Raw genomic sequence first — 24,301 nt, forward strand, 5'->3', positions numbered from 1 at the left:
GACGATACGCCCGGTGTTGCGGCCAGCCGTCGGGGCGCCGCTGTACCCCGGGACGGTCGCTCAGTCGTCTTCGTCCTCGTCCTCGTCCTTCTTCTCGTCCTTCTTCTCGCCCTCGTCTTGGTCCTTGCCCCGGTCCTTGCCCCGGTTCTTGCCTTCGCCACGGTCCTCGGCGCGGTCGTCGGCGCGGTCGTCGTCCTCGTCGGTCTCGGTGGGCGAGGGGGGCGGGGGCGGAGGCGGCGCCGGCTCCGGGAGCAGCGCCAGGTTCACCTCGACCTGTTCGGCCGCCGCCAGGATGTCGTCTGCCTTCTCGGCGCTGATGCGCCCGTCCGCCCGGGCCTCCTCGACGATGGCGCGGATCTCGGCCAACCCCTGCCGCGCCGCCGCCCGGTCCTGGGCGACAGCCGCCTGACGCACCTCGGCGACTCGCTGCTGGAGGTCCTGGGAGAGCGGTTCGGGGAGACCTCCGCCACCGCACCCGGTCACGACCACGGCGGCCGCGACGGCCACGGCAACCAAGCGTCCGGTCATCCGCTGACCTCCTGATCCAAGCGGTTGAGGGAGTCCTCGAGCGGCTGGGGCAGTTCCGCGGCCGGGGCGGTCGTGGCCGGCTCCTGCGGTTGCGGTCGGGTCTGGTCGGGCGGCAGCGCCCACAGCACCACCGCCACGGCGACGACGGCGATCACGGTCAGCACCAGGCCCGGCAGGACCCGACGGACGCGGCCGGGACGCTGCGGTGTGGTCGGCGAGGGCAGCTCGGTCGTTGTGTCACCGTCGCCAGGAGGGAGCGCGACCGTGTCCAGCGCCGCAGCGCTCGGCTCCTGTTCCAGCAGGCTGGCGACGTCCTCGGCGCTCGGCCGGGCCTGCGGATCACGGGCCGTGAGGCGGCGCAGCAGCTGCCGCCAGCCGTCGTCAAGTCGGTCCGGGATGGCCGGGTCGCGCGACAGCCGGGCGACGGCGGCCTCGGTGGGGGTCCCGCTGAACGCCTTCTCGCCGGTCAGCGCCTCGAGGAGGACGAGGCCGAGGGCGTAGACGTCGGCGGGCGGGCCGACGCCGCCGCCCCGGGCCTGCTCGGGCGCCAGGTAGGCGGCCGTGCCCATGGTGACGCCGGTGCTGGTGAAGCCGGTCACATCCGCCAGCCGGGCGATCCCGAAGTCGGCCAGGTGAGCGGAACCGTCCTCACCGATCAGGACGTTGCCCGGTTTGACGTCGCGGTGGACGACATCGCGGCGATGGGCGTACGCCAGCGCATCGGCGACATCGCGGCCGATGCGGCGCACCTGGTCGGGATCCAGCGGGCCGTCGCGGAGCTCGTCGGCCAGCGAGCGGCCCCCGACCAGCTGCATCACCAGGTACGGGGTGTCGCCGTGCTGGCCGGTCCCCAACATCCTGACGATCGCGTGGTGATCGAGCTGCGCGAGCACCTTCGATTCGGACGCGAAGCGACGCAGGTCGCGGGGTTCGGCGGTCCGCAGCACCTTGACCGCGACCCGCTCGTCGCGCTCGAGGTCCACGGCTTCGTAGACCCGACCCATCCCGCCACGGCCGAGCACCGACACGATCCTGTACCGGTCCGACAGGACCGTGTCCTCGGCGATCATGACGTGCCCTCGCGCGCGCTCATCGCCGCCAGCCTACGGACCGGAGTGTGAACAGCGCCTCGGCGTTAGCGCGGTGAGCGCAACGCGTCGCCGACCGCGAGCAGGACCTCGGCGGCGTGGTCCTCGTCCAGACCCGACCCGTCCGCTGTGAGGAGGCGGAAGGCGTCGATCGCTTCGTTCCCGACCGTGTCCACGGCCGCGACGACCTGCAGCCTGAGCTCCGCCAGCGCCGACGCGATGTCGAACAGCAGACCGACCCGGTCGGGGGCGCGGACCTCGAGGATGCTCTCGAAACCGGCCGGAGCGCGCCGGATCGCCACGTCGACTTCGAACGGCTCGCCGGCCGCCGGCGTGGCCTGCGCGGCGCGACGGACGCGGGCGGTCAACGCGAGACGGCCGACGGCGGCCTCAGCGAGATCGCCTTCGACCGCCACCCACCACGCCGCACTGGAACCGACCGGCCGGTACACCTGGAAGGTCTCCACCGCGACGCGGTCGTTGCGAATGAACGCCCGCGCGGATCGGACCGAGCCACCGTGGATGGCCAGGATCCCGGCGACGGTGGCGAGGATCTCGGGACGCTGCCGCGCCACCACGTCGAGGACGTCGACGGGCTCGTCGTCCGGTGGCGCACATGAGACCCGTGTCCGCAGCTCGTCTGGACTCAGCGGCCCAGCGCCCATGCCGGCGTGGCGTACCACCGCTCGGGCGGGGACCGACTCGACGTAGGAGGCCGGCAGTGCGGCGATGTGGGCCCGGACCGTCTCCGTGTCAACCCCCAGATCGCCCGCGAGCTCGAGGGCGTCGGTGACGGTGTGCTCGGCGTCACCGGCAGTCGGCGCGGACGTCAGTTCCACGGCGGCAGTCCTCCTTCACGCGGCCTCGGTCCGCGCGCTCACGCGGTCACGGGACGGTCGCCACCCGCCGCAGCATAGAGTCCCTCCGCAGTGAGATCGCTACGTTGCGTCACTGCCTGGGTTCCGCGACGTGTCGCGTCGACCAGCCACACGTCGCGGCCCTCGGCGCGGAGGCGCGACGCGGCGTGTGCCGCGCCGGCGCCGGTGAGCGCGACCGCCTTGGCCTCCGGGATGTCCGCTTCGGTCACATCGACCAACAGCGCTCCAGCCGGCGGCTCGGCCACCACCGGCACCGCGTCCACACCCGGGAACCAGTGCTCCAGCGCCACGACCCGCAGGGTCGCGAGCGCACGATCCACCAGCCCGGCCGGCAGAGCCCCACGGGCGCGGACCAGCTCGGGTCCCCGCGCGGCCACCGCCACACGGTGCCCTTCGGACAGGTCACAGACCTCCTGGGCCCGCACGGACAGCTCGTGCGTCCCGATCGTCCGCGCGTGAGCGATGATCTCCTGCTTGTCCAGCCCGGCCAGGGGCCGCAGCATCAGGCGCGAACAGCAGCGATCGATCTCCCGCAGGTGCCGCAGCGTCTGGCTGGACACCTGACCCACCGACTCGCCGGTGACGATCGCCGGGGCTCCGATGTGGTCGGCCAGCCGGTCGGCCGCCTCGACCATCAGCTGCTTCAGGATCACCTGGCGGAACGCCGGGGCGATCTCGCGCTGGATCGCCGCCTGGGTTTCAGCGAAGTCGACGATCCACGCCAGCGGGCTGGTGCCTCCGCCCCAGCGGTGCCACAGCTCGCGGCTCACCGCAAGCGCGTGGTCGGCCTGGGCGCAGCGCAGCTGGAGGTGGAACACGTCCATGGGGCTGCCCTTGCGCATCAGCATCCAGGCAGCCACCGGAGAGTCGAACCCGCCCGACACCATCGCCAGGCACGGCTCCTGGGTCCCCAAGGGCAGACCTCCGGGGCCATCGCGGCTGTCGTCGACCAGCCAGGCGCGGTCGTGCACGACGAGGACCTCGACGACCTCCTGGGGATCATCGAGGTTGACACCCGCCGAGTCGTGCAGGAGCGCCGAGCCGATCGCGCGTTCCGCGTCCATCGAGGACCAGCCGTGGTCGCCGTGGCGGCGGACGCGGACGGCGAAGATCCGGTCGCGGATGCGGTCGCGGACCCGGTTGGCCACGGCGGACACCAGGTCATCCACCGACCTGGCGCCGGGCAGCGGCCGCGCCCGCTCCACCCGGTGCACACCGAACGTGCTGCACGCCGCCGCCGTGACCGCGTCCGGGTCGTCGGCGGTCAGAAGCAGACGTCCGGCGTCGAGCTGATCGGCGACGAACGTCGCTCCCCGGCGGCGAGCGGCCGCCTGCAGGTTGTCCTCGAGGACGGTGCGGAACCGCCGCCGCGTCCGCGGTGACTTGGTGTAGACCTCACCGGCGAGTGTGACGATCAGTGCGTCGGCATGCGGCATCGGCGGTCTCCTGCAGGTGGCTCCAAGTCAGGGTAGGGCCCAACCCGGTCCCTGCGGGGCCCGAGGCGGAACGCGTGCCTGTACCCGGCCCTTCCCGACCGGGTGCCTGTGTCGCGTCGCGGTGCTGTGGTGGTGTACTGGCGCTCATGAGCCAGACCGCGGTGCCGTCGACGCGCGACCTGCTCCTGGGCGTCGCGCGTGCCGGCGGTGGGGCGGTGCTGTTCTCGCTCCCGATGCTGATGACCATGGAACTGTGGCAGTTCGGCGGGACGCTACGGCCGTGGCGGATCGCGACGTTCGTGGCGCTGACCCTGCCGTTGCTCGTGGCTCTGGCCCGCTACCTGGGGTTCCGCGACACGACCGGACTCGGGTGGGCCGATCATCTGGCCGACGGCTTGGTGGCCTACGCGGTGGGGGTGATCGCCTCGGCGGCGATCCTCACCATGATCGGTGTGCTGCACGCCGACCGGTCTCTGGGGGAGGTGGTCGGGATCGTCGCGATCGAGTCGGTCCCGGCATCGATCGGCGCGGCGATCGGACGCAGCCAGATCACCGCGGGTGTGGATCGCGCACGACGTGAGATCGAAGGCTACGGCGACGAGATCCTGCTGATGGGGGTCGGGGCGATCGTGCTCTCGTTCAACATCGCCCCCACCGACGAGATCCCTCTGTTGGCCCTACAGGTCGGGACCGTTCGGTCGCTCACGCTGTTGGTGATCTCGGTCGTGTTGATGCACGCGATCGTGTACGGGGTGGGTTTCCGCGGCCAGCACCGCTCGGACGCCCCGGTGTGGTCGGTGTTCTTCGGGTTCACCCTGGCCGGGTACGGGGTGGCGCTGCTGGTCTCGGCGTACCTGCTGTGGCTGTTCGGACGTTTCGACGACGTGGCGCTGATCGTCGCCGCGACCCGGACCGTGGTGCTGGCGCTGCCCGCGGCGCTCGGGGCGGCCGCCGCGCGGCTCCTGCTGTGACCCTCGGGGGCGGCGACGCCGGCAGCGATCGCGATCCGGTCGTGTTGGGATCGGGTACCCCGCTGCTGGAGTGGGTCATCGCTCTGATCGGTGCGGCTTTGGCCGTCGCCATCCTGGTGGTCCTGGTGCTGTCGGCCGTCAACCGCTCGGACGGGCCACCGCAGCCGCAGGCCAGGCCACATGCCACGGTGACACAGCCCGACAGCTACCTGGTCACCGTCGATGTGATCAACCGCGGCGGGACGGCCGCCACGGGGGTGCAGATCCAGGGTGAGCTCCACGCCAGCGGGGCGGTCGTCGAGCGCACCGAGGCCGTGGTCGACGTGCTCCCCCCATCGAGCAGTCGCCGGGTCGGGCTGGTGTTCGAACGTGACCCCGCAGCGCACGAGGTCCGCGTGCGGGTGATCGGCTTCGAGCAGCCGTAGCTCGCTGCCCCCGAGGCGGACATCGTCCGAACGTCCAACTCGTGGTACGGGGCCCGACGTTCGACCGCACGGCTGGGTCGCCGTACCGCCCGACCGGCGCTGGGCTGGCATCGACTGCGACATCGCCAAGGCGACCGAGGGAAGACACCCGTGAAGCACGACGAGTTCATCGGCTACGTTCAGGCGCGCGCCCGGCTCGACTCACGCGGTGCCGCCGAGCAGGCCACGCGGGCGACGCTGGAGACGTTGGCGACCCGACTCGGTGGCGGCCTGCCCAGCAACGTCGCGGCCCAGCTCCCACCCGAGCTAGGACTGCACCTCGAGCGCAGCGAGGACGAGACGGACCGATTCGGGATCACGGAGTTCTACGAACGGGTGGCACAGGTCGAGTCACCCGGCACCGACCTGCCGCAGGCGGCCTTCCACGCTCGCGCGGTGATCTCGGTGCTGCGCGACGCGGTCAGCCAGGGCACGGTCGACAACCTCCGCGCCGCGCTGCCGGCGGAGTTCTCCGAGCTGTTCACGTGGGAAGGCGGCCAGGCGGGCGCCTGACGGCTGCAAACCCGGCCAGCTCCGCGCGATATCGAGGAGGCCGCGTGCACGCCGACCCACAGCACGCTCTGGCCCAGAGTCAACGCACGCGACGGACGCAGCGACGTCGCCTGCTGGAGGTGCGAGGCCTGGTGGGCGGGCACCGCGCCCCGCACCGCGACATCCGACTGACGGCGGCAGACGGCACCCGGCTGGCCGCCTCGTTCCTGCCAGGGCCATCCCGCGACGCGCCCGTGGTCGTGATCGTCCACGGGTTCGCCGCGCACCGACGCAAACCCGCGTACGCCCTCCTGGCCGACGTGCTCGCCGGAACCATGTCGGTCCTCGCGCTCGACCTGCGGGGTCACGGCGACTCCGGCGGCTGGTGCACCCTCGGCGGCCGCGAACGGCTCGACGTCGCCGCAGCGCTGCGCGCCGTCCGCGAGGCCGGCCACCGGCGGGTCGCCGCGGTCGGCCTGTCGATGGGCGGGACCGCGGTGCTGCACGCCCTGGCGCACGGGGCGCCAGCCGACGCCGCCGTGGTCATCTCGACGCCGTCGGTGGTCGGCGTCGTGGAGACCCAGGCCCTGGCCGGCCTCGACGACGTGTGGCGAACCGCCTGGAAGCGGGTCGGCTTGCGGCTGCTGACCGGGGTCCGGCTGGCGGCGCCCCGCGGCTTCGACGCGCTACCGGACCCGCGCGAGCTGGCCGCCAAGGTCGACCTGCCGCTGCTGGTGGTGCACGGCGAGGACGACCACTTCTTCCCGTTCCGCCACGGCGCGCAGCTCCACGTCGCGGCGGCCGGACCGGCGACGCTGTGGCGCGAGCCCGCCGGGTTCGGGCACGCCGAGGACGGCATCACCCCGGCGTTCGCGGTGGCGCTGGGCCGCGCCGTCCACGCGGCGTTGTCGGCCGGTCGGTTCCCCGACCGCGACCGGGCCCGCCGCGTCAGGTGAGCGGCCCAGCCGGCCGACCCGTCCGGGCAGAGGTACGATGCCGGGGAATCCCATCGCTGGCGTCGACGCCAGCGGTCAACCACGAGATCGGGGAACGACGATGGAGAACACGCCAAGCACGCAGTCCATCACCGGACGCAACCTGCTGGGGTCCTCCGGCGGTTGCTCGTGCGGCTGCTGTGGGGACACGGCACCGGCTGCCAGCCGCGACGAGGAGATCGCCGAGCTCCAGCAGCTGCAGACCTCCGTCGAGGAGCGGCTCGCCGAGCTCGAGGGCCGCTGACCACGCTGGCGGCGGCGGTGGCCGGTTCACCGCTTCCCGGTTGTCACGCGCAGTGGTGCCACGGCTCGCGCAGCTCGTAGGTCCGTAGGTCCCAGATCGGCCCCGACAGCTCGTCGACCAGGGTCAGGCCCTGGTCGCCCACCTGGTCGGGGTCGCGTCGGGAAGCAGCATCGCCAGGCGGGTAGTAGACCACCTCGGTGAACCCGTCGTCGCCGTGGTCGGCGATCAACCCACCGACGACGTCCAGGCCGTGCTCGTAGATGTGGTGTTGGGCGGTCTCGGCCACCTGCTCCATCGCGTCGCGCAGCCCGGAGGTGCGGCCCTGGAAGATCTGCACGAAGCCGGAGGCGTCGGGGCGGTCGTCACCGAACGTCGCGACCGCGACGCAGTCGATGACGCGGGTGTCGGACAGGTGCTGTTGCAGGTCACGCCACCACGCATCCTGCTCCGGCCGCTGGCTGTTCAGCCGCGCTGCGAGCGGCGAAGCGAACCGCATGACCGAGATGAGGTGGCCGTCGTCGCTGATCCCCGCGGTCGACGCCAGCCAGCCGTCGGCGCCCGGCGCCAGGTCACGGACCCAGCGGTCGTAGGACCGGCGGACGGCTTGCGCGTCGTCGACGCCCGCCTGGACGATCTGGACGAAGATGTCGGTCAGTGCGACGAACCCGGCCATGAGGTCCCCTCAGCCGTCGCAGGCGCAGGTGTTGATCTCACGCACGATCGTCCCGTGGCCGGTGTGCAGGTGCGTCGTGCACGGCATGCACGGGTCGAAACTGCGCACGGCCCGGACCATGTCGATCCCGGTGTAGTCGTTGGGCTCGGCGATCCGTTCCAGGATGGGGGTGTTGAGCACCGACTCCTCGTACGCGCCGGGCTGGTCGAACGGGTCGCGCGGTGAGGCGTTGATCGTCGACGGGGTGCAGATCTGGTAGTTGACGATCTTGCCCTGGTCGAGCACGCAGTGGTGAGTCAACCAGCCCCGCCCCGCGCCCCACCAGCCCACGCCGAGGCGCTCGTCCTTGGGGATGCGGCGCTCGAGCTCCTTGTCGTTGACCGCGGCGACCCTGTCCTCGCCCCTCTTCAGCAGCTGGTGCGCGAGGACGACGTTCTGCAACGAGACCAGCTGCGAGAACAGGTAGTGGTAGGCACGGCCGCGGTTGCGCTCGAAGGCGTTCCAGACCTCTGGCACATCCCACTCGAACTCGGCCTCGGGCTGCATGCCCTTGGGCACCCGCATCCGCAGGCTGTGGCCAGTGGCCTCGTAGAAGTCGCTGGGCGGGTGCTTCTGCGCCAGTGCGGTCATCAACAGGCGGGCGTACGCGCCTGCCTCGACGGTCTGGCGGTCCCACCGCGGGGTGCACGCCCAGGTGTACTTGCCGCGGAAGTCCTTCGCGCCAGGCCGGGGCAGCGTGCGTTTGTTCCACGGGTGGTACGGGCTGAGCGGGTTTCCGAGCGGATCGGTGTCGTAACGCTGGTCGCCGTCGACCCACTCGTCGTACCAGGAGTGCTCGACGAACTCCTCGAGCCCCATGTTCATGTCGGTCAGGCGCGTGGTCACAAGCTCACCGTCGATGACCACACCGGGCGTGGACGGTCGCTGTTCGCCCCACTCGTTGCAGTTGGCGTAGGTGGCGTCGTACGCGTACGGGTCGTCCCAGTAGCCGGGATCGATCAGGTTGGCGCGGCGGGCCCCGACCTGCTTGTAGCGCTCGTCCGCCTCGTAGAAGAACTCGGAGATGTCGTCCCACACCGCGACCATCCGCTGGGCGTAATCGAAGGTGGCGGACAGGCGCGACTGGAACTCGTTCAGCGTCTGCAGCGTGAACGTGGTCGACACCCCTCCGGGCACGATCGTCTGGGGGTGCGGGTACTTGCCGTGCAACAGGGAGAACTGCTCACGCGCCACACGGGTGAAGTGCAGACCCTCGCGGTACAGCTCACCGGTCAGCGGGTTCAACGCCGCCATCAGGTCGGCCATGGTGTCGAACCCGTGGAAGTTCTGCCCCGGGCAGCTCCACTTCTCCGCCTTGGGCCACAGCTCGGGGTTCGTGCGCTTGACCACGGCCTCGGAGTAGTCCGGCCCGGCCAGCAGGTACAGGTGCAGCGGGTTGTCGTAGCCCATCTCGGCCGCTTCGCCGAGGTTGCGGATCACCGTGCCCAACGGCGGGGGCTGCAGCCCCCAGGCCATCTCGACGGCGTACGCGGCGGCGTGCGAGTGCACGCCACCGCACACCCCGCACGCCCGGGATGCGACGAAGATCGCATCACGGGGGTCTCGGTCCATCAGGATGACCTCGTACCCGCGGAACAGGGGCGCCTGCGAGTGGACGTTGAGGTGGCGGCCCTCGGACAGGTCGGCGGTCACATGCAGGGCCAGCGCCCCCGCGATGCGGGTCACCGGATCCATGCTCATGTCCTTGATGTGCCCGTTGCGGGCCATCAGCTCGTGGATGTGCGCGATCCGTTCCTCCTCGGTCATGCCGACCTCGGGGCGGGCGGTCGACACCGAGTAGGGGTCGGCGACGTCGCCGGTCAAGCGGGCGTTGCCCGCAGCGTCGAACTCGATCGGTAGGTTCTTGAAGCACACGCTGGCTTCCTCCTCGCTTCCGGTTCAGACGCCGCTGGTTCGCTGGTCGGTGGACCGGCGGGACCGGCGCCCACCGAGCAGCTGATGGTCGTCTACTCGGCGCCGCGCTCGGCGGTGTTGCGGTCGGTGCCGCCGGGAAGCGTTCGCTCGCGGGCCGGATCGCGCTCGTAGGTCCACTCGTGGCGCTTGCCCCAAGGCGCGACGTCGGCCTTGCCGGTGTCGTTCGAGCGCCGCAGCTTGTCGTAGATGCGGTGACCAGCCTCCTTCAAGCGCCCCGGCTCCTGCTTTCCCCGTGCCCACCCGGACGGCACGTCGTGGTGCAGGTCCCAGCGCACCTCACGGTTGAGGTGCTCGTTGGTGTACAGACGCATCGGCCGGATCAGGCTGCCCAGGATCCGCGACGCGGCCGTGGACACCGCCGACCCTGGCGGCACCTTGTAGAACGGCGTGAACTTGTCGGGGAAGCCGGGCATCGTGCACCCGATGCATGCTCCGCCGGCGTTCATGCACCCCCCGACGTGGTTGATCGCACCACGGGAGGTGATGTTGCAGTTGACGACCGGCCCCCAGCAGCCGATCTCGACCAGGCACTCGGGGTCGCCGAACTCCTGGGCGTAGCTTCCCTCCTCGTAGTAGGCGCCCCGCACGCAGTGGCGGTGCACCGTCTCGCCGAACAGCCACGCCGGCCGACCGATCTCGTCGAACTCGGGCAGGGGCCCGAAGCCCTGGAGGAAGTACAGGATGGCCGCGACGGTCTCGTTGAAGTTGTCGCCGATCGGGGCGCAGCCGGGGACGTTCACGACCGGCAGGCCGAAGGCGCTGCGGTAGTCCTGGCCGAGGAAGTCCATCATGCTCATCGCCCCGGTCGGGTTGCCGTCGGCCGAGGGGATCCCGCCCCAGGTGGCGCACGTCCCGATCGCGATCGACGCCGCCGCACCGGGTGCCAGACGCGCGATCCACTCGTCGGCGGTGACGGCGCGCTCTTCGCCGTCGGCGCCCCACGGCTCGTCGCCGTTGCCCGCCCAGTACCCGCCGGTCTCCATCGCGGCCGTCTCGTCGGTGATGGAACCCTCGAGGATGATCACGTACGGGGCGTTGAGCTCACCTCGCAGCGCGCGTTCGTGGGCCCGCAGGAAGTTGGGGCCCGACTCGAGGTTGACGACCGGGTGGTGCAGCACGATCTGTGGCAGGCCGGGATGGCTCCCCGTGAGCAGGTCCTCGATGGACGGCGTCGTGGCGCCGGTCACCGTTACCGTGCACCCGTCGCAGCTCATCCCGGAGAACCAGAACGCGTGGACCTTGTCCAGTGGTCCGAGACGGCTGACGTGGCTGCCCTTCGAGACCGGGTCGAGGTACTCCTCCATCGTGGCCCCGGCGAACAGCCCGAAGTCGCCGTACTCCTCGCGCTCGCGGAAGTTCTCCACCGACCCCAATGCGTCGAGGAGACGCTGTGCGGGGGTCTTGTCGGGTGCCTGGTGCCCTCTCAACGCGTTCTCCGGCCGTCGTTCGGCGATGCCTGCTTCGAACAGCGACATCCAAGACCTACATGTTGTCAACATATAGTGCTAGTGCCCAACCACACCATCCGCCGAGGCGGCGTCGGCCGGCCGGTCGGGCATGCAGCGACGCGCTGGGGTCGGACGACTTCGATCGCGGCCGTGTCCACCTGGCAACCGCCCCCGGCGGCGAGGACGCCGACCTGGAGGCTGGATAGGGTGGTGGCGTCACTGTCGAACAACGATGGCCGATGCTGCAGCCCGAACCTCGATGTGCGCGCGGAACGCCGCGTCGTCCCCGTCAGGGCGTCGCTCGGTCGCCGTCGCGATGGACGACTCGGAGCCGGCGGCGGTGAGCATCGATGAGTTGCGTGACGTCACTGCCAGGATGCTCCGCAGGCACGTCGGCGACGAGAAGGCCGACCGCTACGTTGCCTGGCACGATGCTCCTGAGCGGGCTCTGCCGCTGATCGTCCTGATCGGTGGGGCGACCGGGGCCGGGAAGTCGACGGTCGCCACACATGTGGCCTACCACCTCGACATCACCCGGGTCATCTCCACCGATGCCATCCGAGAGGTGATGCGCAGCACGATGAGCCCACAACTGGCGCCGAGCCTGCACAGCTCGTCCTTCCAGGCGGCAGACGCCGTCCCTGCCGTGTTCGCACACGGCTCCATCGACCGGCTGATCATCGGGTTCCTGCATCAGGCGTCGGTCGTGGCCGTCGGCGTCCGGCACGTGCTTCAGCGCGCCGTCGTCGAGAAGCAGGACATGGTCCTGGAGGGCGTCCACCTCGTCCCGGGGACGCTGGACCTACCCAGCGTCGACGACGCGCTGACCGTGCAGGTCGTCCTGGAGATCGAAGACGCCGAAGCTCATCGGAGTCGCTTCACAGATCGCTCGGATGGCGAGGACCGACCGCAACAGCGCTACCTCGACCACTTCGACGAGATCCGGCGCATCCACGACGAGGTGCTTCGCCGTGCGCGCGAGCACGACACCCCCACGGTGCGCTCGGCTGCGCTCGATGCCACCGTCGCGCAAGTCACGGGGTTGGCCGTCGAGGCCATCACACGACATCAGCAGGCGTGACCCATCCCGGGGACGCCAGTGCAGGCAGGTCTGCTGGGCTTGGCAGGTCTGCTGGTGCCAGGCCGCGTCACATCCCGTTGAGGTGGTTCGCCAGCGTGGCCTTCTTGTGGGCAGCGGTGTTCTTGTGGATCACACCCTTGCTCGCTGCCTTGTCGTAGTGCTTGGCGGCGACGCGGTAGGCCTCCGCGGCGACCTCACGGTCGCCGATCTCGACTGCTTCCCGGAAGCGCCGGCTGTAGGTCTTCAGCATCGAGCGCACCGCCTTGTTGCGGTCGCGGCGCACGATGTTCTGGCGGTTGCGCTTGATCTGGGACTGGATGTTGGCCACGGCGGGTACGACTCGTTCCACGCTGACAAGGGACGCAACCCGATCCAGGCTGCGCGGGGAGGTTACCACGGGCATCGCCGGCAACCAACCGTGACCCTGGTCGGTACCCTGGCCGTGTCTCCCTGAGCGCCCGGCCCGTGCGCTCGTCGACGATGAGGTCGCTTCCCTGTCGTGACGTACCCGATCGAGCGCATCCGCAACTTCTGCATCGTCGCCCACGTCGACCACGGCAAGTCGACGTTGGCTGACCGCATCCTGCAGCACACCGGGTTGGTGGACCCGCGCAAGATGCGCGACCAGTACCTCGACCGCATGGACATCGAGCGTGAACGGGGTATCACGATCAAGGCGCAGGCGGTGCGTATCCCGTACCGCCCGCCGGGGGCGGGTGAGCAGTACCTGCTGAACCTGATCGACACGCCTGGGCACGTGGACTTCTCGTACGAGGTCAGCCGGGCGCTGAACGCCTGTGAGGGGGCGGTGCTCCTCGTCGACGCGGCCCAGGGGATGGAGGCCCAGACGATCGCGAACCTGTACCTGGCGGTGGACGCCGGCCTCGAGATCATCCCGGTGCTGAACAAGATCGACCTCCCGGCCGCGCGCCCCGAGCAGATCGCCCGCGAGATCGTCTCCATCCTCGGCGGTTCGGTCGACGACGTCTTCGCGATCTCGGCCAAGACCGGCGAAGGCGTCCCCGAGCTCCTCGACCGCATCGTGCAGGCGGTGCCCGCCCCGGCCGGGGACCCGGATGCGGCGACTCGCGCGCTGGTGTTCGACTCGATCTACGACCCCTACGTCGGTGTGGTGGTGTACTTCCGGGTCGTCCACGGGCGGCTGCGCCGCGGCGATCGCATCCGCCTGATGGCCACCGGGTTCGAGTCGGAGATCCACGAGCTGGGTGTCATCTCTCCCGAGCCCTCCCCGGTCGACGCGCTGGGGCCCGGTGAGGTCGGTTACCTGCACGCCTCGATCAAGGAGGTGAGTCAGGCCAAGATCGGTGACACGATCACGCTGACCGACCGCACCCGCGCGGCGGCGCAACCGCTGCCCGGCTACCGCGACCCCCTGCCGATGGTGTTCAGCGGTCTGTACCCGGTCGACTCCGACGACTTCCCGCTGCTGCGCGAGGCGCTCGACCGCCTACGCCTCAACGACTCGTCGTTCGTCTACGAGCCCGAGACGTCCACGGCGCTGGGCTTCGGCTTCCGCTGCGGTTTCCTGGGACTCCTGCACCTCGAGATCGTGATGGAACGCCTCGAACGCGAGTACGACATCCCGCTGGTGGCCACCGCCGCGAGTGTCCGTTACCAGGTCGTGCTCGAAGACGGCGCACAGCATCCCGAGCAGACGATCGAGGTCTCCAACCCCCAGGACCTGCCGCCCCCCAACCGGATCGCACGGATCGAGGAGCCCACAGTCCGCGCGATGATCCTCACACCCGCCGAGTACGTCGGTGCGGTCATGCAGCTGTGCGAGGGGCGCCGCGGGCAGATGGTGGCGATGGAGTACCTGTCGGAGGAGCGCGTTGAGCTGCGCTACCGGTTGCCGCTGGCGGAGATCATCACCGACTTCTTCGACCACCTGAAGTCGAAGACCCGCGGCTTCGCGTCACTCGACTACGAACGTGACGAGTACCAGCCGGGCGACCTCGTCAAGGTCGACATCCTCCTCAACGGGGAGCCGGTCGACGCCTTCAGCAACATCGTCCACCGCGACAAGGCCTACGACTACGGCAAGGCGATGGTCAGCAAGCTGAAGGATCTGATCCCGCGCCAGCTCTTCGATGTCCCGATCCAAGCCGCGATCGGGAGCAAGATCATCGCCCGCGAGACCATCAAGGCCAAGCGCAAGGACGTCCTGGCCAAGTGCTATGGCGGTGACGTCTCGCGCAAGCGCAAGCTGCTCGAGAAGCAGAAGGCCGGCAAGCGGCGCATGAAGATGCTCGGGTCGGTGGAGGTCCCTCAGGAGGCGTTCGTCGCCGCACTCAAGGTCGGCGGGGGCGGCCAGGAGGTCCCAGGTCGGTGAGCAGCTCGAAGCGGTGGCTGAGGCAACCCCTGGAGTGCGGCGACAAGGCCGGGTTCGGCGTGTACCTGCACGTCCCCTTCTGTGCGCACCGCTGCGGCTACTGCGACTTCGCCACCTACGACGACCGCTCTCACCTGATCGGCCGCTACACAGCGCGACTGCGGACGGAGATCACGAGATGGGCCCAGCGGGGCCCCTGGCCGGCAGTCACCTCCGTGTTCGTGGGCGGGGGCACACCGACGCTGCTGCCCGCCGACGACCTCGCCGGCCTGATCGCGGCGGTGCGGGCGTCGTTCGACGTCGCACACGATGCGGAGATCACGGTCGAAGCCAACCCGGAGACGGCCGACCAGGCTGGCTTCCGGACGCTGGCGGACGCCGGCGTGAACAGGATCAGCCTCGGGGCGCAGTCGTTCGCCCCGCATGTCCTGGCCACGCTGGAGCGGCGACACGACCCCGACCGGGTCCCGGCCGCCGTCGCGACGGCGCGGGCAGCCGGGATCGCCCAGGTCAACCTCGATCTCATCTACGGAACACCGGGGGAGACCGACGCGGACTGGGCCGGGAGCCTCGCCGCGGTGCTGGCCTGCGAGGTCGACCACGTCTCGGCGTACGCGCTCACCGTCGCGGCCAACACCGCGTTCGGCCGGGCGGTCGCGCACGGCCGCATCCGGGAACCCGACCCCGACCTGCAACGGCGCCGTTTCGACGTCGGCCGCCAGATCCTGGCTGACGCCGGCTTCGACCACTACGAGGTGTCGAGCTGGGCGCGGGGCGCGTCACGACGATCCCGTCACAACGTCCTGTACTGGCGGCACGGGGACTACCTCGGCTTGGGGGTCGGTGCACACGGTCACCGCTCCGGTCGCCGTTGGTGGAACCACCGCTCGATCGAGCGATGGTTCGAGGACCCGATCGCCGGCCACGAGGACCTGACCGTCGACGAACGTGCGATGGAGCGTCTGTTGCTCGGCCTGCGGGTCCGCGAGGGCCTGCACCCGGCCGACGTCCCGCCGCTGGACGCGGCCGCGGTCGACGACGCTGTGGGAGCCGGCCTGTTGCAGCTGTCCTGCGGTCGTTTCCAGGCCACCGCCGACGGTTGGTTCCTCCTCGACGAGCTGATCCGCCGGCTGGCTTGAGACTGTCAGGCTGCTCCGTTCAACTCCCGGATCGCGTCCTTGACGAGCCGCTTCACGCGGGTTTCGCGTCGGTTGACCTTGACCCGGTGCACGATGAGCCACAGCGAGAACGCGGCGAGCGCAGCACCGGTCGCCGCGAGCAACGCGCGCCTCACCATCTCGTCGCGGGGAGGGAACGCGTCGGCCAGCTCCACGAGCTGGGTGTCGATCCGCGTGCGGATCGCCTCGATCTCCCTCACCGTCCGAGTTGGGTCCTGGCCCATTCGGCGTCCTCCTTCAAGGTCTGCTTGGTGGTCTGCGGCGTCATCGACGGCTGCTGCAGGCGCTTGAACCCGTACAGCGCCGCGCCGCCGGCCACGACCAGGAAGAAGACGGTCACGATGATCCGCGACAGCCAGGGTGCCATCACCTCGTCCAACCCGAAGGCAGCGGCGCTGGCCATAAAGCCCAGCGCGAACAGCCCCACGACCCCCGCCACGATGAACGCCGCCAGACCCCGGATCCGGGCCTCCACGGCGGCGAGGATCTCGATCCGTGCCAACTCCACGTGCTTGTAGGCCAGCCGCTGTGTCTCGTCCAGCAGCGAGCGCACGATCTCTGTGGGCGGCCGGCCGTCGGGCGGCGGGACCCGCTGCGTGCGCGGCGGGGTGGTGGACGGCGTGGTGGACGGCGTGGTGGACGTGCTCAGCAGAGCCTCCCGCGGTCGGGTTGCGACTCGAGTTTCTCGCAGTCACCCGTGCGGCCGCGTGGACGAACGGACGGTCACGACCGGGGCGCGAGGCGTGGCGGTACCATCCCGTCCGACTCCGCGTGGGACCCCGCGCCTGTGAGGAGGTGCCGAGCGCCCGTGTCCGACGACCCCGCGTCCCTCGAGCCGCGCAAAGCGGCGATCCTCACCGCGATCGTGCGCGAGTTCGTCGACAGGGCCGAGCCGGTCGGCTCCAAGCGGATCGTTGAGTCGTACGGCTTGGAGGTGTCCGCCGCGACCGTGCGCAACGACATGGCGGCGCTGGAGGAAGCCGGATACATCGCCCAGCCGCACACCTCGGCCGGCCGGGTCCCGACGGACAAGGGGTACCGCTACTTCGTGGACGCGATCGACGAGCTGCGCCCGATCGGTGAGGCCCAGCGGGCCGCCCTCCGGGGCTTCCTGTCCGAAGCGCGTGACCTCGAGGACCTGCTGCGTCGCACCACCTCGGTGTTGTCGCGCCTCACCCGGTACGCCTCGCTGGTGCTGGCACCGGCCCTGGACCGGTCCCGCCTGAAGCTGGTCGAGCTGGTCGGCCTGGCTCCCCAGACCGTCCTGGTGCTGCTGATCGCCGACACCGGCCGCGTCCAGAAGCGGCTGATCGAGCTGTCGGCTCCGGTCGGTGCCCTGGAGGTCGAACGGACCCGCACGGTGTTGAACGAGACCAGCGCGGGTCTGGCCATGACCGACGTCCCCGGTGCGGTGAGTTCCTTGGTCGACGCCGCCCCGCCGGAGCTGCGCGAGCTCATCGAGCACGTCTCGACCGCCGTCGGCACGGAACTGGTCCACCCCGACCCCGACCGGGTCTTCGTCGGCGGCCAGGCGGCCCTGGCCGCCGAGGGGACGTTCGAAGGGTCGGAGCTGCAGCAGGTGTTCGAGCTCCTCGAGGAGCAGGTCACGCTCGGCCGGGTGCTCACCGAGTCGGCGTCGCTGGACCGGCCGCTGGTCCGCATCGGCGAGGAGAACGAGCCGATCGAGCAGCTCAGGGCCGCCTCCATCGTCGCCACCGGCTACGGGCGGCAGGTGCCGGGATCTCTCGGGGTGCTGGGTCCCACCCGGATGGACTACCCGATCGTGCTCGCCGCCGTGCAGGCGGTCGCCGAACATCTCCAGGCGATGTTGCGGGAACTGACCGACGGTGGCGGCGCGGGGGACCACGGGGGTCTTCGTGGCTGACCTCTACGCCCTCCTGGGAGTGCCGCGCGATGCGTCCCAGGACCAGATCAAGCGCGCCTACCGGCGCAGAGCCCGCGAACTGCATCCTGACGCCGGCGGCGACGCGGATGCCTTCAAGCAGGTCACCCACGCCTACGAGGTGCTGTCCGACCCTGGGCGCCGGACCCGCTACGACCGGTTCGGTGACGACGCGACGCGTGCAGCCAGCTCCGATCCGTTCGGCTTCGGTGGCGGTTTCGGCGGTCTCGGGGACGTGTTCGATGCGTTCTTCGGGACGGGGTTCACCACGTCGAGCCGTCCGCGCACCGACGAACCGGGGCGTGACGTCCTCGTCGGCATCGAACTGGACCTCGAGGAGGTTGCCGTCGGCACCCAGCGCGAGGTCACGATCGACACGGCGGTGCAGTGCGAGCGCTGCGACGGCAGCGGTTCGGCGGGCGACGGCGGACCGGTCACCTGCCGGACGTGTGGGGGCGCCGGCCAGGTCCGTCGGGTGGTGCGCTCGGCGTTCGGACAGATGGCGACCGTCCGGCCCTGCCCGGATTGCCGTGGCTCCGGCCGGACGGTCGGGGACCCGTGCCCGCGCTGCCAGGGGGAAGGCCGTCACGGCGAGCGGCGAACCGTCACGATCGAGGTCCCGCCCGGGGTCGAGCACGGTGATCGGCTGCGCGTATCCGCTCGGGGCGAGGCTGGACGCCGCCGCGCTCGGACCGGAGACCTGTTGGTCGAGGTCCGCATTCGGCCGCACGAGGTGTTCACCCGCGACGCCCGCGACCTCACCTGCGACGTGTCGGTCCCGTTGGTCCACGCCGCGCTCGGCGCCACGCTCGAGGTCCCGACGCTGACCGGGCAGACCACCACGGTGGAGTTGCCGGCCGGCACGCAGCCCGGCGACGTCCTGACGATCCGCCGGGCGGGTTTGCCCCGCCGCGGCGGCCACGACCCGGGGGCGCTTCACGTTCGGGTGAACGTCGAGGTGCCGCGCGTGTCGTCACCGGAGGAGGAGGAGTTGCTCCGGCGGTTCGCCGAGGTCCGCGGCGAGCAGGCACCACCGACCGGTCGCGGTCTGTTCCGCCGGCTCCGCGAAGCCTTCCGCTGACCGTCGTCGCCGCAGCCGGCTGACCGAACCAGACGTCCGCCGACCAAGCCTCTCGACAGTCGTACCGGGTACACTGGCTGTCAACCCCGACCACAGCGTCGCCGCGAGGAGCACGCGCGCCACTTGAGTAGCAGCCCACAGCCTTCCCCGACGCCCCAGCCGTCGTCGCCCGGCACCGCCCCGGTCACCTCCGCCAAGGTCCTCGTCCCCGGCGACCGCTCGATGGTCGCGCTGCTGGGGACCCGAGACGAGCTGCTCCGGTTGGTCGAGGAAGCCTTCGACGCCAGCGTTCACGTCCGCGGCAACGAGATCTCGGTCACCGGCCACCCCGACGAGGTCGATCGGGTGGTGCGCCTCTTCGAGGAGCTGCTGAGCCTCCTAGGTCGCGGCCAGGGCCTGGACCGAAGCGTCGTCGGCCAGACGATCCGGATGGTCCGTGCGAACGCTCCCGAAGCGCCGTCGCAGGTGTTGAGCCACGCGGCGCTCACCCATCGCGGACGGACGATCCGTCCCAAGACGCTGGGTCAGAAGCGTTACCTGGATGCCATCGCAGCGAACACCGTCACCTTCGGGATCGGACCGGCCGGGACCGGCAAGACCTACCTGGCGATGGCCGCCGCCGTACAGGCCCTGCGCGCGCGCGAGGTCAACCGGCTGATCATCACCCGTCCCGCGGTCGAAGCCGGTGAGAGCCTGGGGTACCTCCCCGGGACGCTCCAGGAGAAGATCGACCCGTACCTGCGGCCGTTGTGGGACGCGCTGCACGACATGATGGACGCCGAGGATCTGGTCGCACACGTCGAGCGCGGCACCATCGAGGTGGCTCCACTCGCGTACATGCGGGGCCGCACGCTCAACGACTCGTTCATCGTCCTCGACGAGGCGCAGAACACGACCGCGGAGCAGATGAAGATGTTCCTCACCCGTATCGGGTTCGGCTCCAAGGCGGTCGTGACCGGAGACATCACGCAGGTTGATCTGCCGGCGGGGCGCCACTCGGGGCTCCGTGTCGTCCGAGACATCCTCGCCGACATCGACGGGGTGGTTTTCGCGTACCTGGCCGCCGGCGACGTGGTACGCCACCAGATCGTCCAGCGGATCGTCGAAGCCTACGAACGTCACGCTGACGAGGAGGATCGCCGCACCGCGCAGGCTCCGGGTCGTCTGTGACCGATGGCCGTCTTCGTCGCCGACGAGCAGGACCATCCAGTCGACAGCGACGACCTCGCTGCCTTGGCCCGTCACGTCCTGGACGCGCGCCGCGTCCCACCGGACATGGAGTTGTCGGTCATCCTGGTCGACGAGGACACGATCGCGGCCCTCAACGCCCACCACATGGGTGAGGAGGGTCCCACGGACGTCCTCGCCTTTCCGATCGACGAGCCGGGGGAGTCCCCGCCGGGCGTGCCTGCCATCCTCGGTGATGTCGTGCTCGCACCCGGCGTCGCCGAGCGTCAGGCTGCGCAGCTCGGGCGCCGCGTCACCGACGAGCTGCGGCTGTTGACCGTCCACGGGATCCTGCACCTGCTGGGCATGGACCATGCCGACCCGGCGGACGAGCGGGAGATGTCGGCGGTGACGCAGGAGCTGTTGGACAGCTACCGCGAGGCGGGACGTTGAGCGTCGCCGTGGGTGTCATCCTCGTCGTCGCGCTGGTGGCCTTCGCGAGCTTCCTCGGCGCGTCCGAGACCGTCTTGACCCGGATCGGGGTGGTGCGCGCCCTGCGGCTCGATGAGGAAGGCGCGCCGGGGTCGAAGCAGCTGCTGTGGCTGGTCGAGCACCCGGCACGCGGGTTGAACGTGCTGCTGCTGCTGACGATCGTGACGCGTGTCACCGCCGCGGCGGTCCTCACGGCGGTCGCGTTGCGGGCGGGGTCGCTCGTCACGGTGGTCGCGGTAGCTTTGCTCGCGATCTTCAGCTTCGTCCTGGCGGAGGTTGCGCCGCGTAGCTACACGCTGCGCAACCTCGACACGGTCGGGCTCCGCGTCGCCCCGGCGATCGCGTGGCTGGCGCGCGCTCTGCAGCCGGTGGTGCGGTGGCTGATCGCCGCCGGCGGGGCGGTGGCGCCACATGCCGGGGCCGGACCGTTCGCATCCGACGAGGAGCTGCGCCGACTGATGCGCTCCACCGACGAGGACGAGCAGGCGGACGGCCAGATCGAAGAGGACGAGCGGCAGATGATCCACTCGATCTTCGAGTTGGGCGCCACGGTCTGCCGGGAGATCATGGTTCCGCGCCCCGACATGGTGGTCGTCGAAGCCGACGCGCCTCTCGCGGCGGTGGTGCGGACCATGGTCCACAGCGGCTTCTCACGCGTCCCGGTGTGGGCAGATGAGCGCGACCACATCGTGGGGGTGGTGTACGCCAAGGACATCCTGGGGCTTCTCGGCGACGGCGACGACGTGGACGGCTGGCAACAGCTGATACGCACGCCCACCTTCGTGCCTGAGTCCAAACGCGCCGACGACCTGCTCCGTGAGCTGCAGAACCAGAAGGTGCACCTGGCGATCGTCGTCGACGAGTACGGCGCGACGGTCGGGCTGGTCACGATCGAGGACATCCTCGAGGAGATCGTCGGCGAGATCGTCGACGAGCACGATCACGAGGAGCCACCGGTTTTGCACCTCGACGAGCGCCGGTTGCGGGTCAGTGCGCGCATCACGGTGCACGACCTCAACGAGCTTCTCGACGCCGAGCTGCCCGAGGACGAGGGCTGGGACACGGTGGGGGGCCTCATGATCGGCCTGCTGGGGCGCGTCCCCGAACCGGGCGAGGCCGTGCAGGTCGACGGGTTCACGTTCGTCGCCGAGCGCGTGCAGGGCCGCAGGGTCAGCAAGGTCCTGGTCACCCGCCCCGAGGAGGAGCCCAGCCGGGCTGAGGCGTCATGAGAGGCGCGGCCCGACCCGGACATGCGGTCGACGAGGCCGACCTGCTGCGGCGAGCACGGGCCGCGCGGGAGCGTGCGTACGCCCCGTACTCCGGCTTCCGGGTCGGGGCGGCGGTCCTGACCGAGGATGGGCGCCTCGCTGAGGGCGCGAGCGTCGACAACGCCGCAGCCCCGCTGGCACAGTGCGCGGAGCGGGTCGCGATCCAGGCGTTGGTGGGGACTGGCGTGCGCTCGCCGATCGTGGCTGTCGCGGTGGTCGGCGACGGCAACGACCCGTGCGTGCCGTGCGGGGCGTGCCGGCAGGTGATCTTCGAGTTCGGTCCGGAGGCGGTCGTGTACGCCAGCGGCGACGCTGGGCGGCCGCTGGTGGCATCGATCCGAGAGCTGCTGCCACACGCGTTCGGTCCGGTGCGCTTGGCGCAGGCCCGCAACACCGGGGCGCGAACGTTCCCGGAGACGCCGTGAGCGAGCTGGATCTCGGCGCCATCCTGGCCTCCGACGACGAGGAGGTCGCCGAGGATCACCGGTCGGGGATCGTGTGCCTGGCGGGACGGCCCAACGTGGGCAAATCCACGTTGCTCAACGCCATGGTCGGGTCGAAGGTGGCGATCGTCACCCCGGTGCCGGGCACCACCCGCAACGCGATCCGCGGTGTGGTGTCGCGGCCCGACGTGCAGCTGGTGTTCATCGACACCCCCGGGATGGCCAAGCCCCGCACCCTGCTGGGCCGCCGCATGAACGATCTGGTCAAGCGGACCTGGTCGGGCGTGGACGTCGTGTGCTTCCTGGTGGACGCCGATGCGGGCATCGGGCGGGGCGACGCGTTCATCGCCGAGCAGTTGGCTGAGGTCGGTTCTCCGGTCGTGCTGGTGGTCAACAAGGAGGACCGCGTCTCGCGCGACGGCCTCCTTCCGATCCTCGCACGGGCCGACGAACTGGGGGACTGGGCCGAGATCGTTCCGACCTCGGCCGTGACCGGCTTCAACGTCGAGCACCTCGCCGACGTTCTCGCCGGATACGTTCCCGAGGGGCCGCCGCTGTTCCCGCGCAACATGGTCACCGATCAGCCGGAGCGGCAGCTGATCGCCGAGATCCTCCGCGAGAAATTCATCACCCGGGTGTTCGAGGAGGTGCCGCACTCGATCGCGGTGGTTGTGGAAGAGGTTGAGGAGGAGGCGCCGCGGCACGACAGCGGACCTGGCCTGATCCGGATCTTCGCGTCCGTCTACGTCGAGCGTGACAGCCAGAAGGCGATCGTGATCGGGCGCGGGGGAGCCGTGCTGAAGAAGGCCAACACGCAGGCGCGCCAGGAGCTGGAGACGCTGCTGGGGGCGCGTGTCTTCCTCGATGTTCGCGTGAAGGTCGCCAAGGAGTGGCAGCGCGATCCCCGCCGCCTGGAGCGCTTCGGGTACTAGGACTAGGTGTCGGACGCACTTACCCGGGCCGCCGGAGACCTGATATGTGTCGGCAGTCCCCTACCTGCGAGGCGAGGGCCGCTTTGCGGCCGACACGGACACGGCGAGCGAAGAGGTTTCACCGGTGGCTGCGGGCGTCGAGGACACGCGTTCGGTCATGCCATGGCTGTCATTCTCTCGGCTAAGACGACAACAGCCGCCGATTGCGGGCCAATGTTAGGGCAGTCGTCCGTGGATTCAACACTCTTCGTCAGTCTGTCGCGATCGAAGGTATTGGTATGCGCCTAGAATTCCTTGCAGGGCTGGCTATCGTGACGATCATCGACGCCTTCCAGAATCAGTTCGACAAGGTGGGCATCGACGTACTCGCGGACGTGTGTCTGGCGCTCTCCGGCTGGACCGCCAGCGCCTCGGCCACCGCCAGTGCCGACGCGCCGTAGGCAAGTCCGATCTCGATGATGGAGTGGACACCCTGGGACTGCAGTAGGGCCGTGAGGGCATCAGCATCCGTCCCGGGAAGTGACACCGTCTCGAAGTCTCCTGGTATCCGCTCACGCGGTGGTCCGGCACTCGAAGGCCTCGACCGTGCAGTGCGGATGACTGCAATGAGTTCATCCATGCGCTGACCAAGCTGCCGAGTGCACTGGAGCCTACAGGCGGCCCCGGTGCCGGTGACGCGGCACTTCACTCCATGGCCGGCCCCGCTCAGTTCAACCCTTGCGCCACACCCGGACCCGCGTCCCGCGGTGGCGGAAGCCGGAGCAGGCCGTAGCGGCGTTTGTTTGCGGACCCGCCCGGACTACCGCATTCAGGAGCCGTGCAGCTGGGCGCGAACCGCGCGACATTCCCCGTTCTGGGGGGTCCCTTAAGGTCCAGATTCCCGCACATAGTTACTGACGCGCATGAGTGGGCGTCGCGTGAACCACCGGAAGGCCTGAACGGGTTCGAGAGGGACGTCATCCCGACCTGGTCGACAGACATGACGGGCAGAGGGACCAGCGTGTCGTCTCCCCTCCCCACGTCACCGGCGTAGAGGCACCGACGGATGGCATCGAAGTTCGCGAGACGGTTGCACCGTGGGGGAACGGCGCGCCGGATTGCGTGGTCTGCGGCCCGACCACGGACGTTCACAGGGGTTGCCGACGCCATCGACGAGGAGCGGAGCGCCGCCCGGGTTCGGCGCGACGTCGGCGACCGCCCGTCGGTCGTCCG

General features: G+C 70.3%; 25 protein-coding genes. 15 read left to right on the forward strand and 10 right to left on the reverse strand.

Features of this window, described 5'->3' with window-relative positions; genetic code table 11:
• Positions 1 to 60: 60 nt before the first annotated feature.
• The 4 genes from KY462_07865 to KY462_07880 form a co-directional block, all read right to left on the reverse strand.
• The gene (locus KY462_07865) at positions 61 to 528 is read right to left on the reverse strand and encodes a hypothetical protein (GenBank protein MBW3577637.1); all 468 of its coding nucleotides are present in this window, start codon (positions 526 to 528) and stop codon (positions 61 to 63) included.
• Positions 525 to 1,598, reverse strand: a complete 1,074-nt coding sequence (locus KY462_07870) for a serine/threonine protein kinase (protein ID MBW3577638.1) — start codon at positions 1,596 to 1,598, stop codon at positions 525 to 527. The genes KY462_07865 and KY462_07870 overlap by 4 nt, the downstream gene beginning before the upstream one ends.
• A gap of 65 nt (positions 1,599 to 1,663) precedes the next feature.
• Positions 1,664 to 2,455, reverse strand: a complete 792-nt coding sequence (locus KY462_07875; protein MBW3577639.1) for a hypothetical protein — start codon at positions 2,453 to 2,455, stop codon at positions 1,664 to 1,666.
• A 38-nt stretch (positions 2,456 to 2,493) separates the two neighbouring features.
• A complete protein-coding gene (locus KY462_07880) occupies positions 2,494 to 3,930 on the reverse strand; it encodes a hypothetical protein (GenBank protein ID MBW3577640.1) in 1,437 nt (478 codons plus the stop codon).
• Between the two features lie 146 nt (positions 3,931 to 4,076).
• Between KY462_07880 and KY462_07885 the strand changes: the two genes are divergently transcribed.
• The 5 genes from KY462_07885 (at position 4,077) to KY462_07905 (ending at position 7,096) form a co-directional block, all read left to right on the forward strand.
• The gene (locus KY462_07885; GenBank protein MBW3577641.1) at positions 4,077 to 4,901 is read left to right on the forward strand and encodes a TIGR02587 family membrane protein; all 825 of its coding nucleotides are present in this window, start codon (positions 4,077 to 4,079) and stop codon (positions 4,899 to 4,901) included.
• Positions 4,898 to 5,326: a hypothetical protein gene (locus tag KY462_07890; protein ID MBW3577642.1), complete on the forward strand. Its 429-nt coding sequence runs from the start codon at positions 4,898 to 4,900 to the stop codon at positions 5,324 to 5,326. Before KY462_07885 ends, KY462_07890 begins: the two co-directional genes overlap by 4 nt.
• A gap of 150 nt (positions 5,327 to 5,476) precedes the next feature.
• The gene (locus tag KY462_07895) at positions 5,477 to 5,878 is read left to right on the forward strand and encodes a DUF2267 domain-containing protein (GenBank protein MBW3577643.1); all 402 of its coding nucleotides are present in this window, start codon (positions 5,477 to 5,479) and stop codon (positions 5,876 to 5,878) included.
• A gap of 44 nt (positions 5,879 to 5,922) precedes the next feature.
• Positions 5,923 to 6,813 carry an alpha/beta fold hydrolase gene (locus KY462_07900; GenBank protein ID MBW3577644.1) on the forward strand — a complete coding sequence of 297 codons (891 nt, stop codon included), beginning with the start codon at positions 5,923 to 5,925 and terminating at the stop codon, positions 6,811 to 6,813.
• Positions 6,814 to 6,913: 100 nt separating this feature from the next.
• Positions 6,914 to 7,096 (forward strand): hypothetical protein, encoded by a 183-nt coding sequence (locus KY462_07905; GenBank protein ID MBW3577645.1) that lies wholly within the window; start codon positions 6,914 to 6,916, stop codon positions 7,094 to 7,096.
• Positions 7,097 to 7,139: 43 nt separating this feature from the next.
• Here KY462_07905 and KY462_07910 read toward each other — a convergent pair whose 3' ends face one another.
• The 3 genes from KY462_07910 to KY462_07920 form a co-directional block, all read right to left on the reverse strand.
• The gene (locus KY462_07910) at positions 7,140 to 7,769 is read right to left on the reverse strand and encodes a hypothetical protein (protein MBW3577646.1); all 630 of its coding nucleotides are present in this window, start codon (positions 7,767 to 7,769) and stop codon (positions 7,140 to 7,142) included.
• A gap of 9 nt (positions 7,770 to 7,778) precedes the next feature.
• Positions 7,779 to 9,509 carry a nickel-dependent hydrogenase large subunit gene (locus KY462_07915; protein ID MBW3577647.1) on the reverse strand — a complete coding sequence of 577 codons (1,731 nt, stop codon included), beginning with the start codon at positions 9,507 to 9,509 and terminating at the stop codon, positions 7,779 to 7,781.
• A 266-nt stretch (positions 9,510 to 9,775) separates the two neighbouring features.
• Positions 9,776 to 11,047 (reverse strand): hydrogenase expression protein HypE, encoded by a 1,272-nt coding sequence (locus KY462_07920; protein ID MBW3577648.1) that lies wholly within the window; start codon positions 11,045 to 11,047, stop codon positions 9,776 to 9,778.
• Between the two features lie 484 nt (positions 11,048 to 11,531).
• On the opposite strand from KY462_07920, the gene KY462_07925 reads away from it, so the two are divergent.
• Positions 11,532 to 12,272, forward strand: a complete 741-nt coding sequence (locus KY462_07925) for a zeta toxin family protein (protein MBW3577649.1) — start codon at positions 11,532 to 11,534, stop codon at positions 12,270 to 12,272.
• Between the two features lie 67 nt (positions 12,273 to 12,339).
• On the opposite strand, the gene rpsT is transcribed toward KY462_07925, so the two are convergent.
• Positions 12,340 to 12,600 carry a 30S ribosomal protein S20 gene (rpsT, locus tag KY462_07930; GenBank protein ID MBW3577650.1) on the reverse strand — a complete coding sequence of 87 codons (261 nt, stop codon included), beginning with the start codon at positions 12,598 to 12,600 and terminating at the stop codon, positions 12,340 to 12,342.
• 171 nt (positions 12,601 to 12,771) lie between these two features.
• Here rpsT and lepA point away from each other — a divergent pair, with 171 nt between their 5' ends.
• Positions 12,772 to 14,625, forward strand: coding sequence for a translation elongation factor 4 (lepA, locus tag KY462_07935; GenBank protein ID MBW3577651.1), 1,854 nt, complete (start codon positions 12,772 to 12,774; stop codon positions 14,623 to 14,625).
• The gene (gene hemW, locus KY462_07940) at positions 14,622 to 15,764 is read left to right on the forward strand and encodes a radical SAM family heme chaperone HemW (GenBank protein ID MBW3577652.1); all 1,143 of its coding nucleotides are present in this window, start codon (positions 14,622 to 14,624) and stop codon (positions 15,762 to 15,764) included. Before lepA ends, hemW begins: the two co-directional genes overlap by 4 nt.
• A gap of 5 nt (positions 15,765 to 15,769) precedes the next feature.
• Here hemW and KY462_07945 read toward each other — a convergent pair whose 3' ends face one another.
• Both KY462_07945 and KY462_07950 read right to left on the reverse strand, forming a co-directional pair.
• Positions 15,770 to 16,003, reverse strand: a complete 234-nt coding sequence (locus KY462_07945) for a hypothetical protein (GenBank protein ID MBW3577653.1) — start codon at positions 16,001 to 16,003, stop codon at positions 15,770 to 15,772.
• A complete protein-coding gene (locus KY462_07950) occupies positions 16,000 to 16,356 on the reverse strand; it encodes a phage holin family protein (protein ID MBW3577654.1) in 357 nt (118 codons plus the stop codon). The genes KY462_07945 and KY462_07950 overlap by 4 nt, the downstream gene beginning before the upstream one ends.
• A gap of 255 nt (positions 16,357 to 16,611) precedes the next feature.
• On the opposite strand from KY462_07950, the gene hrcA reads away from it, so the two are divergent.
• The 7 genes from hrcA to era all read left to right on the forward strand — a co-directional run bounded on the left by hrcA (position 16,612) and on the right by era (position 23,089).
• On the forward strand, positions 16,612 to 17,688 hold the full coding sequence (gene hrcA / locus KY462_07955; protein ID MBW3577655.1) for a heat-inducible transcriptional repressor HrcA: 1,077 nt from the start codon (positions 16,612 to 16,614) through the stop codon (positions 17,686 to 17,688).
• Entirely contained in the window at positions 17,681 to 18,787 is a 1,107-nt protein-coding gene (locus tag KY462_07960; GenBank protein MBW3577656.1) for a J domain-containing protein, read from the forward strand. The genes hrcA and KY462_07960 overlap by 8 nt, the downstream gene beginning before the upstream one ends.
• Before the next feature lie 222 nt (positions 18,788 to 19,009).
• A complete protein-coding gene (locus KY462_07965; protein MBW3577657.1) occupies positions 19,010 to 19,957 on the forward strand; it encodes a PhoH family protein in 948 nt (315 codons plus the stop codon).
• Positions 19,958 to 19,960: 3 nt separating this feature from the next.
• The gene (gene ybeY, locus KY462_07970; protein ID MBW3577658.1) at positions 19,961 to 20,407 is read left to right on the forward strand and encodes an rRNA maturation RNase YbeY; all 447 of its coding nucleotides are present in this window, start codon (positions 19,961 to 19,963) and stop codon (positions 20,405 to 20,407) included.
• On the forward strand, positions 20,404 to 21,675 hold the full coding sequence (locus KY462_07975; GenBank protein MBW3577659.1) for a hemolysin family protein: 1,272 nt from the start codon (positions 20,404 to 20,406) through the stop codon (positions 21,673 to 21,675). The genes ybeY and KY462_07975 overlap by 4 nt, the downstream gene beginning before the upstream one ends.
• Entirely contained in the window at positions 21,672 to 22,139 is a 468-nt protein-coding gene (locus tag KY462_07980; GenBank protein ID MBW3577660.1) for a cytidine deaminase, read from the forward strand. Before KY462_07975 ends, KY462_07980 begins: the two co-directional genes overlap by 4 nt.
• A 5-nt stretch (positions 22,140 to 22,144) precedes the next feature.
• The gene (era, locus tag KY462_07985) at positions 22,145 to 23,089 is read left to right on the forward strand and encodes a GTPase Era (protein ID MBW3577661.1); all 945 of its coding nucleotides are present in this window, start codon (positions 22,145 to 22,147) and stop codon (positions 23,087 to 23,089) included.
• The last annotated feature ends 1,212 nt before the right edge of the window (positions 23,090 to 24,301 follow it).

This window comes from Actinomycetota bacterium (assembly GCA_019347675.1).
GTDB lineage: Bacteria > Actinomycetota > Nitriliruptoria > Nitriliruptorales > JAHWKO01 > JAHWKW01.

Bases quoted from the DNA above. Each gene is read 5' to 3' on its own strand.
- KY462_07865 (MBW3577637.1), bottom strand. From the start codon at position 528: ATGACCGGACGCTTGGTTGCCGTGGCCGTCGCGGCCGCCGTGGTCGTG.
- KY462_07870 (MBW3577638.1), bottom strand. From the start codon at position 1,598: ATGATCGCCGAGGACACGGTCCTGTCGGACCGGTACAGGATCGTGTCG.
- KY462_07880 (MBW3577640.1), bottom strand. From the start codon at position 3,930: ATGCCGCATGCCGACGCACTGATCGTCACACTCGCCGGTGAGGTCTAC.
- KY462_07885 (MBW3577641.1), top strand. From the start codon at position 4,077: ATGAGCCAGACCGCGGTGCCGTCGACGCGCGACCTGCTCCTGGGCGTC.
- KY462_07905 (MBW3577645.1), top strand. From the start codon at position 6,914: ATGGAGAACACGCCAAGCACGCAGTCCATCACCGGACGCAACCTGCTG.
- KY462_07910 (MBW3577646.1), bottom strand. From the start codon at position 7,769: ATGGCCGGGTTCGTCGCACTGACCGACATCTTCGTCCAGATCGTCCAG.
- KY462_07915 (MBW3577647.1), bottom strand. From the start codon at position 9,509: ATGAGCATGGATCCGGTGACCCGCATCGCGGGGGCGCTGGCCCTGCAT.
- KY462_07920 (MBW3577648.1), bottom strand. From the start codon at position 11,047: ATGGAGGAGTACCTCGACCCGGTCTCGAAGGGCAGCCACGTCAGCCGT.
- KY462_07965 (MBW3577657.1), top strand. From the start codon at position 19,010: ATGGTCGCGCTGCTGGGGACCCGAGACGAGCTGCTCCGGTTGGTCGAG.
- ybeY (MBW3577658.1), top strand. From the start codon at position 19,961: ATGGCCGTCTTCGTCGCCGACGAGCAGGACCATCCAGTCGACAGCGAC.
- KY462_07980 (MBW3577660.1), top strand. From the start codon at position 21,672: ATGAGAGGCGCGGCCCGACCCGGACATGCGGTCGACGAGGCCGACCTG.